The sequence below is a fragment of the Pedobacter jeongneungensis genome (genome assembly GCF_000633455.1).
GTDB lineage: Bacteria > Bacteroidota > Bacteroidia > Sphingobacteriales > Sphingobacteriaceae > Pedobacter > Pedobacter jeongneungensis_A.
On sequence record NZ_AYMG01000028.1, the window covers coordinates 114,744 to 127,980 of the forward strand.

Consider the following 13,237-nt stretch of genomic DNA (forward strand, 5'->3'; position numbering starts at 1 on the left):
TTACCCCCTTTAATCCGTCACAATATTGTTTGATTTGAGCCTTTTTTCACAAAAAATGAAAGGGTGTTTAAGCGTATCAAACCGCAACCGCGGTACTGCTTATCCAGGCTACTTAAACGCTGATTATCAGCATTAAAACGGCCTTTTCAACAGCGGTATTAAAGCGTATCGAAATTAACACAAAAACCTAAATATCAGGAAGTTACACTAAATTTAACATTCAAAATACTTGTATTTAACATTAATCTGGTGTTAACTTTACCCCATATAATATTAATCAAGAGCAAAATTATGAGAAAAAAGTTTACATTGCTTATGGTGTGTATTCTCTGTGGTATCTCTCTGAGTATGGCACAGAATATTACCGTAAAAGGTTTGGTAAAAGACAAGCAAGGATTACCATTACCCGGTGTATCTGTAAAGGTGAAAGGAACTAACCAGGGCGCCTCTACTGCAGATAACGGAGGATATACGATCAGCGCTCCTCAAAACTCAACTTTAGAATTTACTTTTATTGGTTATAAAACAATAGAAGAAGCGGTAAGTGGCCGTACAACTGTAAACGTTACCCTATCTGATGACAACCAACAATTAAATGAGGTGGTGGTAATCGGTTATGGTACTACGACCAAAAAAGATTTAACAACAGCTGTAGTATCCTTATCTTCTAAAGATATCGAGAATCAACCTGTAACCAATCCATTGCAGGCTATTCAAGGTAAAGCTGCGGGTGTGCAGATTTCTTCACAATCAGGAAAACCAGGATCTGGCGTATCAGTTACCATCCGTGGTAATACATCGATCAATGCTTCCAACAGTCCGCTGTATGTTATTGACGGGGTAACTTCCCGCGATGCGAGTTTCTTAAACCCGACCGATATTGAAAGTTTGACCATTTTAAAAGATGCTTCGGCTGCTGCCATTTACGGATCGAGTGGTGCTAATGGCGTAATCCTGATTACCACCAAAAAAGGATCATCTGATAAAATCCGTGCAACTTTTAATGCATTTACAGGTTTTTCTAACCTTTGGCAAAAACAGGATGTGTTAAACAGAGATCAATATATCTCCCTGATGAAAGAATTGGGTTATGATACGAATGGTTTAGGTAACCAAAACACAGACTGGCAAGATCTTACTTTCGGCACAGGAACGCAGAACAGTTATCAGGCATCCATTTCCGGAGGTGTTAAAGGTGGTCAATACTCCTTATCAACAGGTTATCAACAAGATAAAGGTGTAGTATCGCCAGCAAAACTAGATAAATATACCATCCACTTTAACGGTTCACAAAACATTACCAAATGGTTAAAATTAACCGGTAACGCGGCTATTACCCAAAATAACTCGATAGATGTAAGCGATAATGCTAACGTGGCGAGAGGCGGAACCATTTTATCTGCTTTAACTACCCCTCCTACCATTGGTGTTTATGCTGCTAACGGTACTTATGCATTTAACCCTTATAAAGGTGGATCAGAAAACCCTGTGGCCAATGCAAACGCTGCAAGAAACAGGAACAGGAATTTCCGTTTCTTAGGTGCTTTTGCTGCTGAAATTAAATTTACGCAGGATTTCTCTTTCAAATCGAGCATCAGTACCAACAACAACGATAACAGATATTCTTACTTTTTAGATCCATATTCAACAGATTATGGAAGAACACAAAAAGGGATTATTAATTCTAATTTCAGCACCGACCATGTTTGGTTAAACGAAAACATTTTAAACTATACCAAAAACTGGGGTAAAAATGCTTTCACTGCAACAGGCGGTATGACTTTACAAGAATCTAAATATTACAAGTTAAGCTATAACGAGCAGAATTTCATTGGTGCAAATGGTCAGCTTTTAGATCATGGCACTTCAATTCCTCCTCAATTGCCAACAGCATCAGATTGGTCTAAACGTTCTTATTTAGCCCGTTTAACCTACGCTTACGACAGTAAATATTTATTCAGCACCAATTTCAGGGCTGATGGTTCATCACGTTTCGGTCCACAAAATAAATATGGTTATTTCCCTTCAGCATCAGTTGGATGGAGAATTTCTGGTGAGAATTTCTTAAAAGATGTTAAATCAATCAACGATTTAAAATTAAGGGCAAGCTGGGGTAAAGTAGGTAATGACGAAGGTATTGGAGATTATTCATACTTAGAATTGTACACCCCAACCACACAGGGATCGTATGTATTTTCTCAATTACCAAATCCTGGTTTAAAATGGGAAGAAACGACACAAACCAATATTGGTTTAGATTTATCGATGTTCAACAGCCGAGTGATTTTCACTGCTGATGCTTATTTAAAGAAAACAAAAGACCTTTTAATTAACCAGCCCTTACCAAATTCAATCGGTTTTGGCAGTATCGCTTCAAACGTAGGTGATATGGAAAATAAAGGTTTAGAGTTTGTTTTAACCACCAAAAACTTTGTAAAAGATAAATTTACCTGGACAACAGATATCAACTTCTCTTTAAACCGCAATAAAGTAACCAGCTTAGGTGATAACGTGAATTCGATTAATTTCGGTGATATTTATGAGCGTGATGCTGCTATCAGAGTGGTTACCGGTCGTCCGTTAGGCAGTTTTTATGGTTATGTTTCAAACGGTGTAGATCCACAAACCGGAAATATCGTTTATCAGGATTTAAATGGTGATAAAACAATTAATGCAGATGACAGAACTTTTATCGGTTCGGCACAGCCTAAATTCACTTATGGAGTTAACAACACATTTACACTTGGCAACTTTGGCTTAAACTTCCTTTTCCAGGGTGTTCAGGGCAACCAGATGTTTAATGCATCCAGAATGGAACTGGAAGGCATGAACGATTCTAAAAATCAATCGGCTGTGGTGCTAAACAGATGGACAACACCAGGACAGATCACTGATGTTCCGAGAGCAATTAAAGATAATACCAGCAACACCTTAACTTCTAGTCGTTTTGTTGAAGATGGTTCTTATCTGCGTTTAAAAACAACCACATTATCGTACAATTTTGGTGCAGCCACTTTAGGTAAACTTAAAATGAGCAAAGTAATGTTATATGCATCGGCTTACAACCTATTAACTTTTACAAAATACACAGGTTTTGATCCGGAGGTTAACGTAAACTCGGCCAACGGGCCAGCAATGGGTATCGATTATGGTACTTATCCTCAATCGAGAACTTTCTTATTTGGTGTTAACGTAGGCTTTTAATTCAGACAACAATGAAACTTAAAATATATTCATTAATCGCAGCAGGTACCATTACTTTGGCATTGAGCAGCTGTAAAAAAGATTTCTTAGATCAAACTCCCATTACGCAGGTAGGTCCTGATGTAGCTTTTGCAGATGCAGCGGCAGCGGAGAAATTAATTCAGGGTGCATACGATGGTATGTATAACGATTTCCACATCTGGGATTACATGACCAATGGTGATGTAAGATCGGATAATGCTTATGCAGGTGGAGATAATCCGGCTAACATCCAACTGGATTTATTTACTGTAATCTCTACAAACGGCAACGTAGGAAGAGATTGGAATGCTTTGTACAGTGATATTAAAAACTGTAACTTAATTTTAACAAACGTTCCTAATATTGTGGATGCCAAGCTTGATGCAGGCGACCGCAGAAAACAGATTCTTGCAGAAGCCAGCATTTTAAGGGCTTACATGTATTTCAACTTAGTGAGAACCTGGGGTTCGGTTCCATTGGTGGTTAAAGTACCTACAACCGATGCTGAATTTTATCCGGCAAAAGCAAGTGTTGATGCCATTTATGCGCAGATCATCTCCGATCTTGAATATGGTGCAGCCAATGCCCGTGTCGCTGGTCCTACCAAAGGCATTATGACCAAAGGTGTTGCAAATGCACTTTTGGCTAAAGTATATGCCAGTAAACCTACACCCGATTGGACTAAAGTAAATACTTATTGTGATGCAGTAATCGGTGGTGGTTATTCTTTAATATCGAACTACGATTTCCTGTGGGATTCTAACCACAAAAACAATTCTGAAGCCATTTGGGAAATGCAATACGATGGTTACGGAGGTTTACACGGAAACTGGATGCCGAGTGTATTGGTTGGCACAGGATGGAAAAGATTTAACACCCCTACCAACAGTTTGGCAAAAGCATTTGATGATGCTGGTGATGCCATCCGTAAAGCGTCGAGCATTAAATTCAACAATGTAGTATCAGAAGGTTGGAGCGATTCATATTGGTCTAAAACAAGTTACCCATACATCAATAAGTACCGCGCAGATGATAAATCTGATAACTATATTTTAAGATTGGCTGATATCATTTTATTAAAAGCAGAGGCTGTAAACGAATTAAGTGCTTCTGGATGGTCAACAGCTGCTCCGTTGGTTAATCAGATCCGCAACCGTGTTAATCTTGGCGTTACCACGGCAACAGATCAGGCATCTATGCGTTTGGCAATCGAAAACGAACGTCGTTTAGAATTGGCTTTCGAAGGTCACCGTTGGTTCGATTTATTAAGAACAAACAGGGTGATACCTGTAATGAATGCCCAGGTTGATGGTACAGGAGCAAACCTGAACTATAATCTTAATGCTTCAAAATTATATTTCCCGATTCCACAGGATGAATTAGACAAAAATCCTAACGTACGTTAATTTCTATAAAAAACAGAGGCGGCTACGGTCGCCTTTGTTTTATAACTTAATGCTGGTGTATAAGCAGGCGAAATCAAAAGCAAGTCTACTTAAACTTTAATATAAAATTGTCATCCGCACCTGTCGAATGATCAACTAAAACAATATTAAAGCGCCCAGACTATTTATCCCGATTTATCAGTGAAGTTTAACACGTCAATCGAAATTAACCTCATCAAACAAGCTCTTGTCATTATTTAAAACCTTTTTTTTATCCTATGCAAAATACCCTGAAATCTCTAACCAAAACCATAATTATGAAACCCATTTACAACCTGGGTACTGCACTGGCCATCTTGATTGTTGCCTGTGCCTGTAGCAAAAGCCCTAAAACAAACGAAGGAAATACCGAGCCGCCAACTTCTACAGAGCCAGTTAAAACCGATGTTGCATTCTGGCTAACCAAAGGAGATCAGTCGCAATTGTTAAAAAAGCAAAACGTTGCCTTAAACTTTTCTACCTCCACCAATAACAATCCAACTATTGAGGTAGATCCAGCCACAACTTTTCAAAGTATTGATGGTTTCGGTTATACCCTAACCGGTGGCAGTGCAAGTTTGATCAATGCTTTACCAGCTGCAGCACAAGATAAGCTATTAAACGAGCTGTTTGCGGGCACTGATGATGCCATTGCAGTAAGTTACCTCAGAATAAGTATAGGTGCTTCAGATTTAAGCGCTACGCCTTTTACCTATAATGATCTGGCGGACGGAGAAACGGATGATAACTTAGCAAAATTCTCAATCGCCAAAGAACAGGCTGATTTAATCCCAGTGTTAAAAAAGATTGTAGCGATTAATCCTTCAATTAAAATTTTAGGTTCACCATGGACAGCCCCTACCTGGATGAAAACCAATAAAACTTTTATTGGTGGCAGTTTAAAACCGGAATATTACCAGACTTATGCGAAATACCTGGTGAAATACATTCAGGCAATGAAAGCAGAAGGGATTATAATTGATGCCATCACACCACAAAATGAGCCACTACATCCAGGCAATAATCCAAGTATGTATATGACGGCTTTAGATCAGGCTGATTTTATTAAAACTGCATTGGGTCCAATATTTCAAAACAGCGGAATCAAAACTAAAATTATTGTTTATGACCACAACGCTGATAAACCAGAATATCCGATCACTATTTTAAATGATGTTGATGCCAAGAAATATGTTGACGGTTCTGCCTTTCACTTATATGCAGGCCCTATTACAGCACTTACACAGGTGCATAACGCACATCCAGACCGCAATGTTTATTTTACTGAACAATGGGTAGGCGGACCAGGCAATTTTGCCGAAGATTTAAAATGGCATGTGTCTACCTTAATTGTTGGCGCAACGCGTAACTGGAGCCGCAATGTTTTGGAATGGAATTTAGCTGCTGATCCAAACTACAACCCACATACTGATAAAGGCGGCTGTACTACTTGTTTAGGTGCCATTACCATTGCCCCGGCAGTAAGCAGAAATGTAGCTTATTATGTAATTGCACACGCTTCTAAATTTGTAAAACCAGGTTCGGTGAGGATTGCATCAAACATTACAAATAATCTTCAGAATGTGGCTTTTAAAACTCCTGATGGCAAAAACGTATTGATTGTTTGCAATAATAACAACTCAGAAACGGCATTCAATATTAAATACAACGGCAAAACAGTAACCAGCAGCTTAGATAAAGGGGCGGTGGGTACTTACGTTTGGTAAAAATCTTATCGTTTAATTGTTTAGTCAGCCCCGTACATATGGGGCTTTCTAGTTTATATACTTTTCCGTTCGCAATCAACACCCATTTATTTTGGCAGGCGCTTTGCTTCATTAATAAAAAATCAATCCGATAAGAAAATGAAAAACATGATTCCAGTATTAGGCTGTGCCGCTTTATTGATGGCTGCATGCCAGGGTGGTACCGCTAAAAAGACACAGGCCAAAATAGATTCTACCATTGTAACCAATGCCGAAACAGCAACAGATGCCGTTCAATGTTACCAATACATCAAAAACCGCGATACTGCTACCCTATCGCTAAAAAGTGTGGACAATAAGGTAACAGGTACTTTAGGCTATAATTTATACGAAAAAGATAAAAATGCAGGTACAATAACCGGACTTGTTAAAGGAGATACCATTGTAGCCAATTATACTTTTCAGTCTGAAGGCCAAACTTCTGTTAGGGAAGTAGCCTTTTTAAAGCAAGGCGATCAGTTAATTGAAGGTTTTGGCGATGTGCAGGAAGTTAAAGGCGAAACCAGATACAAAGATATCAGCAAGTTAAAGTTTGATGGATCAATGGCCTTTGGTAAAATTGATTGTAAATAATACATCGTCATCTCAATCCATAAATCGTCATTTCGACCGCAATGGAGAAATCTTTCACATAGTTTAAAGATTTCTCCGTTTCGCTGCGCTTCAGTCGAAATGACGACCTTTCTTAGCTTTCATTCACTATTTACTCACAGCATCCTTTGCTGCAGCGCTCCACTCTTCAGTTAATTTAAGCACATAATCAGAATATTTTTGAATTTCATCAGGTTTTAACTTGGCAGCCCAGCCAGTTGCCTGATTTGCCCAGGCGGTATATTTATCACTAATGGCTTTAATTTCTGTTGCATTTTTACTTTTTACAGCCGCAACATATTCATCTTTTAGTTTGCTATACTCAGCCAAACCTTTGTTTACTTCTTCACTCGAGAAAGTAGGAACATTGGTTTTAACAGTTTCAGTGGTGGTGGTAGTAACTTTGGTAACCGTATCGCCGTTTACGGCAATTTTGCTCGAATCTTTGGTTGTTTCTGTTTTTTTAGTGCTGTCGCAAGAAACTAATGTAGTGGCCAACAAGCCAACTGCAGCGATTGATAAAATGTTGTATTTCATTTTGATTTGGTTTTAGCCCGAAGATGACTAAATATTGTGCCAAATCACAAAAATCCGGTTAAATACTCAACCAAATCTCCTTTAATACTTAATGTATAGTGATTACTACTTATAAATCTTCAAAACGTTCCCAAAAACCATCAACAGGTAATTTGGCAAATATATTTACTGGTTCTTTTTTAACAGGATGTATAAACTGCAACCGGCGGGCATGCAAACAGATACTGCCCTTCCTACTTCCCCGAGGATAACCATATTTGTTATCTCCCATAATCGGGCAGCCCATTGAGGATAACTGTACCCTGATCTGGTGCGAACGCCCTGTTAAAGGATCAACCTCCAACAGGTAATAATCGCCTACTTTTGCCTTTACTTTATAAGAAAGCTCAGCCCGCTGACTTCCGATAACTTCAGTATTATAATAAGAAACCACATTTTTCTGCGGGTTTTTAACCAGCCAGTGGATCAAAGTAGCTGATTCTTTTTCGGGCTTGTTCTTTACCACCGCCCAATAGGTTTTCTTTACTTCACGGTTTTTAAATACGGCATTCATCCTTTCTAAAGCCTTACTGGTTTTAGCGAATAAGATTACACCACTTACAGGCCTGTCTAAACGGTGCACCACCCCTAAAAAAGCGCCATTAGGTTTATTATATTTTTTAGCGATATACTTTTTTACCTGTTCATCCAAAGGCTCATCACCTGTTTCATCAACCTGTACAATATCACCCGCCCTTTTATTAATGGCAATTAAATGATTGTCTTCAAAAAGAATGTCGTTATCGGTAATTGGCATTAGTTAGTTCATTGGTTGATTCGTCATTAGTTTATTTGATAGCAAATTGCCTAATGCAAAAGTTTATTGGTTAATTGTTTAACTGATGAGCAAAATTTCAGACTCATGACTCCAGACTTAGGACTCATGACTTAATATTGTTCTCTCTCGTTCGGAAAATCATTTCCTTTTACGTCGCGGATATAAGATTGCGCAGCGCCTAAAATTTCGTCGTAAAGGTTAATGTACTGGCGTAAAAAGCGTGGCTTAAACCCTTTGGTTAAACCGATCATATCATTTACCACCAACACCTGGCCATCGCATGCCTGCCCCGCGCCAATACCAATGGTTGGAATATGCAAACTTTCTGTAACTTCTTTACCCAAAGCCGCCGGAATTTTCTCCAATACAATTGCAAAACAACCTGCTGCCTGTAAAGCCAGAACATCAGATTTTAATTTATTTGCTTCTTCCTCTTCTTTTGCACGAACAGTATAGGTTCCGAATTTATAAATAGATTGAGGGGTTAAACCTAAGTGCCCCATTACAGGTATACCTGCAGTAATGATGCGCTGAACCGACTCGATAATTTCTTCGCCACCTTCTAATTTAACACCATGTGCACCCGATTCTTTCATAATCCTGATCGCTGAGTTCAAAGCTTCCTTTGAATTTCCCTGGTAAGAACCAAAAGGCAGATCGACTACCACAAAAGCACGTTTAACCGCTCTGATTACAGATGCAGCATGGTAAATCATCTGATCAAGGGTAATAGGCAAAGTCGTTTCGTGACCAGCCATTACATTAGAAGCAGAATCGCCAACCAATAAAACGTCTAAACCTGCATCATCCAAAATGGTTGCCATTGAATAATCGTAGGCCGTTAGCATTGATATTTTCTCACCACGTTGTTTCATTTCCTGTAAAATGTGCGTAGTGATGCGTTTAATTTCTTTATGTACCGACATGGGATTTGTTTTGTGTTGCCAAAAGTATTGTTTTTTCTTTAAATAAAGGTAAAAGGTAGAAGGCATAAGGCTTAGGGTTGGGCCGTGCTCCTTAAAAGGTGTAAGAAAAATGGTTTAAGGTTTAGGGGCAATCAACCTACTCCCTATCCTCAGCCATTACGCTATAAAAAAGAAATAAAATTTAAGGTTTGGCGTTAATCAGCCTTAAAAGAGTAAAAGGTTTGGCGGGCGACATTCTGATACCTTATACCCTATGCCTTCAACCTTTACACCTTAATTTGATTTTTCTCTTTACATTCCCAATCTAAAACTCTATCTTTGTACCCCGAAATGGAAGGGATATATTCATCTTTTTTTGCACCCTGCAAATACGGCTTTAATGCCGAAAGCCATTCTTTTTTCAACTCTTTTTTAAATCAAAATCCATATTGTAATTACCATGACTAACTACACCAAGTTACCTGCGATTTTATTACTGGCCGATGGCACAGTTTTTTACGGCAAAGCGGCCGGAAAAATTGGAACCACTACTGGAGAAATTTGTTTTAATACCGGGATGACAGGTTACCAGGAAATTTTTACCGATCCAAGTTATTTTGGACAGATAATGGTTACTACCAACGCCCATGTTGGGAACTACGGTATCCACAAAGATGAAATCGAATCAGGTTCGATCAAAATTGCTGGTTTAGTGTGTAAAAATTACAACATTGTTTATAGCCGTAAAGAAGCAACAGAATCAATCCAGGATTATTTCCAAAATGATAATTTAGTTGCCATTTCTGATATCGATACACGTGCACTGGTTCGCCACATCAGGGATAAAGGCGCCATGAATGCCATTATTTCTTCAGAAATAACTGATTTAGAAGAATTAAAGCAAAAATTGGCTGAAGTACCTTCAATGGAGGGCTTAGAACTTTCATCAAAAGTAAGTACAACAGAACCTTATTTTTATGGTAACCCGGAAGCGAGCTTAAAAGTTGCCGCTTTAGATTTGGGTATCAAGAAAAACATTTTGCGCAGTTTCGAAAACCGCGATATCTACGTTCAGGTTTTCCCGGCTAAAACTACTTTTGCCGAAATGGATAAATTCAGCCCTGATGGTTATTTCATTTCTAACGGCCCTGGCGATCCATCGGTAATGCCTTACGCGGTAGAAACCATCAAAGATATATTAGCAGAAGACAAACCTTTGTTCGGTATCTGTTTAGGTCACCAGTTATTGGCCGAAGCAAACGGTATCGGCACCATGAAAATGTTCAATGGTCACCGTGGATTAAACCACCCGGTTAAAAACATTATTAAAAACCACTGCGAAGTTACTTCACAAAACCATGGTTTTGGTGTAATTCCTGATGAGGTGAGAAACTCTGATAAAGTAGAAATTACGCACGTTAACCTAAACGATAAATCAATCGAAGGTATCCGTGTTAAAGGCAAAAAAGCATTCTCGGTTCAATACCACCCTGAATCTTCTCCAGGCCCACACGATTCACGTTACTTATTCGACGATTTTGTTGAAGTAATGAAAGGCGAGTTAGTTTGGTAGGATTAAGGTAGAAGGCCGGAAGGCGGAGGGTTTAAGGTGAAAGACTAAAGCTTAAAGACGAAGTTAGGTTGAGCTAGAAGGTTTGGGGCGAAAGCTTAAAAACCAATGACCAATGTACTAATGACCAATAAACAGTAAAAACGATCTGCGGATTTGCGGCAAAAACAAGCTGCTGATCCGCAGATTTCTTTTTTCAAACTATTTCGCCTGCTCAAAACATCATTTTACCGACATTTTCAGTAATCCCGGTTAAAATTCATTTTCAATTCATTTAAAGCTCCTTACATTCGCAATATGGAAACAAAGAAAGCCATTATCAGCGTTAAAGACCTGGTAAAAAAGTACGATGATTTTGTGGCCGTTCAGGGCTTAAGTTTTGAAGTTTACGAAAACGAAATTTTTGGTTTGCTTGGTCCAAATGGTGCCGGCAAAACCACCACACTCGAAATTATCGAAACCTTAAGAGATAAAACATCAGGCGAAATTATTGTTGATGGCTTTTCGGTTGATAAACAGGCGCACAGCATTAAAAAGATTATCGGCGTGCAGTTACAAGCCGCTGGTTATTATCCAAATCTTAACCTGGTAGAACTGATCGAACTTTTTGCAGGTCTATATGGTGCCAACATCAAACCAATGGAAATGCTTGAAAAAGTAAATCTTCAGGACAAGGCCAAAGCAAAATACAAAGCACTGTCGGGCGGACAAAAACAGCGTTTTTCCATCGCCACTACCCTGATTAACCAACCCAAAATTATTTTCCTGGATGAACCTACAACAGGTTTAGATCCACAGGCCCGCAGAAACCTCTGGGATCTGATCATCGATATCCGTAATGCAGGCACTACAGTTGTAATTACTACCCACTATATGGACGAGGCAGAACAGCTCTGCGATCGCGTGGCCTTTGTAGAACGCGGGCAGATCATCGCTTTGGATACACCGGATAACCTGATCGATAAATTGGTAAGCAGTGGTTTTGAACGCAAAAAAGAAGTTAAAAAAGCTAACCTGGAAGATGTTTTCATTAATCTTACTGGTCAGGAATGGCGTGAATAGTTTAAATTTCAAGATCCTTTGAAAAGCAAGGACAGTATTCCAATTACCGTTAGTCCCGCTTTTCGTTGCAATCTTTTTGCAAATATTCATCATGTAGTTAAAAGATACTCGGCAAAAAGGATTTACACTTCATCCGATAGCTATCGGATCAGGTTTAAAAACACAAAACAGTGCAACTATTAATAAAAATAGTAAATGAAAAAATATAATAACCTTACAGCAACCCTAGCCCTTGCCAAAGCGAGTTTCCGGTCTATTATGCGGAGCCCATCGGCGGTGGTATTTACCCTTGCTTTTCCTTTAATATTTATCCTCGTTTTTGGCTTTTTGGGCGGCGGCGGAACACATATTGATGTGGGCATAACACCTGGCTCAGATGTAAATAACCCGGTAATGGGTATGCTTGAAAAAACAGGTATGATCCGTTTGGTTAAAGATAAATCGAAAGCAGACTTTGCTAAATTGTTAGAAAAAGGCAATGTTGATGCGATGATTGATGTGCATAGAAAAGTAAATTCTGCTGCTTATTCAGTTAATGTTGTATACACCTCGGCATCAAGGGATAAAGGCGGCATTTTAAAATCGGTTTTAAATAATATCTTTTACGATAAAACTTTAAAGCCAACCGTAGCAGAAATAAAAGAAAGCACCATAACCGGCCGCGAGTATAAAACCATCGATTTTATCCTTCCAGGGCAGCTGGGTTTTTCATTATTAAGTACAGGGGTTTTCGGAACCGCATTTGTATTCTTAAGCCTCCGCCAAACTTTAGTAATTAAACGCTTTTTCGCAACGCCTGTGAGGCGTTCTAGCATTGTAATTGGCGAAGGTATTGCACGTATCGGCTTTGCTTTAATCGGCGCATTATTTATCATTTTAATTGGTCACTTCTTTTTTGGCTTTACACTCGTCCACGGGGCGCTCACGGTCGTCAATATGCTTATATTGGCCACAATGGGTATTATTGTTTTTATGGGTTTTGGCTTTATTATCTCGGGCATTGCCAAAAACGAAAGTATGGTACCTCCAATATCCAATATTGTAACTTTACCACAGTTTTTACTTTCGGGCACATTTTTTTCAATAGAAGCTTTTCCAAGCTGGCTACAGCCCATTAGCAGGGCTTTACCCCTCACCTATTTAAACGATGCCATGCGCAAAGTAGCTTTCGAAGGTGTAGGCTTATGGGACGTTAAATTCCAGATTATGATCCTTTTACTTTGGGGAATTGGTATTTATGCCGTAGCCGTGAAAGTATTTAAGTGGGAATAAACTGCCTATAAACATATTTTAAAATGATAACCAATAGGTTATCATTTTTTTTTTGGGTAAAATTTTAA

At 38.9% G+C, this 13,237-nt stretch carries 11 protein-coding genes; 7 read left to right on the forward strand and 4 right to left on the reverse strand.

The annotated features are described in order from the left end of the window. Positions 1-291 precede the first annotated feature (291 nt). The 4 genes from U859_RS0123450 to U859_RS0123465 all read left to right on the forward strand — a co-directional run bounded on the left by U859_RS0123450 (position 292) and on the right by U859_RS0123465 (position 6,988). Entirely contained in the window at positions 292-3,204 is a 2,913-nt protein-coding gene (locus U859_RS0123450; RefSeq protein WP_025145711.1) for a SusC/RagA family TonB-linked outer membrane protein, read from the forward strand. A gap of 11 nt (positions 3,205-3,215) precedes the next feature. Next, positions 3,216-4,631, forward strand: coding sequence for a RagB/SusD family nutrient uptake outer membrane protein (locus U859_RS0123455; protein WP_025145712.1), 1,416 nt, complete (start codon positions 3,216-3,218; stop codon positions 4,629-4,631). Positions 4,632-4,927: 296 nt separating this feature from the next. Then, positions 4,928-6,376: a glycoside hydrolase family 30 protein gene (locus U859_RS0123460; protein WP_025145713.1), complete on the forward strand. Its 1,449-nt coding sequence runs from the start codon at positions 4,928-4,930 to the stop codon at positions 6,374-6,376. A gap of 147 nt (positions 6,377-6,523) precedes the next feature. Then, positions 6,524-6,988, forward strand: a complete 465-nt coding sequence (locus U859_RS0123465; RefSeq protein WP_162800022.1) for a hypothetical protein — start codon at positions 6,524-6,526, stop codon at positions 6,986-6,988. A 126-nt stretch (positions 6,989-7,114) separates the two neighbouring features. On the opposite strand, the gene U859_RS0123470 is transcribed toward U859_RS0123465, so the two are convergent. The 4 genes from U859_RS0123470 to U859_RS32090 all read right to left on the reverse strand — a co-directional run bounded on the left by U859_RS0123470 (position 7,115) and on the right by U859_RS32090 (position 9,690). Further along, on the reverse strand, positions 7,115-7,543 hold the full coding sequence (locus U859_RS0123470; RefSeq protein WP_025145715.1) for a hypothetical protein: 429 nt from the start codon (positions 7,541-7,543) through the stop codon (positions 7,115-7,117). Positions 7,544-7,652: 109 nt separating this feature from the next. Further along, positions 7,653-8,339 (reverse strand): RluA family pseudouridine synthase, encoded by a 687-nt coding sequence (locus U859_RS0123475; RefSeq protein ID WP_025145716.1) that lies wholly within the window; start codon positions 8,337-8,339, stop codon positions 7,653-7,655. 131 nt (positions 8,340-8,470) lie between these two features. Then, positions 8,471-9,286 (reverse strand): 3-methyl-2-oxobutanoate hydroxymethyltransferase, encoded by an 816-nt coding sequence (panB, locus tag U859_RS0123480; RefSeq protein WP_025145717.1) that lies wholly within the window; start codon positions 9,284-9,286, stop codon positions 8,471-8,473. Between the two features lie 266 nt (positions 9,287-9,552). Next, the gene (locus tag U859_RS32090) at positions 9,553-9,690 is read right to left on the reverse strand and encodes a hypothetical protein (protein ID WP_162800023.1); all 138 of its coding nucleotides are present in this window, start codon (positions 9,688-9,690) and stop codon (positions 9,553-9,555) included. 35 nt (positions 9,691-9,725) lie between these two features. Between U859_RS32090 and carA the strand changes: the two genes are divergently transcribed. The 3 genes from carA (at position 9,726) to U859_RS0123500 (ending at position 13,169) form a co-directional block, all read left to right on the forward strand. Beyond that, complete coding sequence (gene carA / locus U859_RS0123490; protein ID WP_025145718.1) at positions 9,726-10,838, forward strand: glutamine-hydrolyzing carbamoyl-phosphate synthase small subunit; 1,113 nt, start codon at positions 9,726-9,728, stop codon at positions 10,836-10,838. A 294-nt stretch (positions 10,839-11,132) separates the two neighbouring features. Continuing rightward, entirely contained in the window at positions 11,133-11,897 is a 765-nt protein-coding gene (locus tag U859_RS0123495; protein ID WP_025145719.1) for an ABC transporter ATP-binding protein, read from the forward strand. A 195-nt stretch (positions 11,898-12,092) separates the two neighbouring features. Next, entirely contained in the window at positions 12,093-13,169 is a 1,077-nt protein-coding gene (locus U859_RS0123500; RefSeq protein ID WP_025145720.1) for an ABC transporter permease, read from the forward strand. Positions 13,170-13,237 lie beyond the last annotated feature (68 nt).

Coding starts and splice junctions, on each gene's coding strand:
- U859_RS0123450 (WP_025145711.1), top strand. CDS start 292: ATGAGAAAAAAGTTTACATTGCTTATGGTGTGTATTCTCTGTGGTATC.
- panB (WP_025145717.1), bottom strand. CDS start 9,286: ATGTCGGTACATAAAGAAATTAAACGCATCACTACGCACATTTTACAG.
- U859_RS0123470 (WP_025145715.1), bottom strand. CDS start 7,543: ATGAAATACAACATTTTATCAATCGCTGCAGTTGGCTTGTTGGCCACT.
- U859_RS0123475 (WP_025145716.1), bottom strand. CDS start 8,339: ATGCCAATTACCGATAACGACATTCTTTTTGAAGACAATCATTTAATT.
- U859_RS0123500 (WP_025145720.1), top strand. CDS start 12,093: ATGAAAAAATATAATAACCTTACAGCAACCCTAGCCCTTGCCAAAGCG.
- carA (WP_025145718.1), top strand. CDS start 9,726: ATGACTAACTACACCAAGTTACCTGCGATTTTATTACTGGCCGATGGC.
- U859_RS0123460 (WP_025145713.1), top strand. CDS start 4,928: ATGAAACCCATTTACAACCTGGGTACTGCACTGGCCATCTTGATTGTT.
- U859_RS0123455 (WP_025145712.1), top strand. CDS start 3,216: ATGAAACTTAAAATATATTCATTAATCGCAGCAGGTACCATTACTTTG.
- U859_RS0123495 (WP_025145719.1), top strand. CDS start 11,133: ATGGAAACAAAGAAAGCCATTATCAGCGTTAAAGACCTGGTAAAAAAG.
- U859_RS0123465 (WP_162800022.1), top strand. CDS start 6,524: ATGATTCCAGTATTAGGCTGTGCCGCTTTATTGATGGCTGCATGCCAG.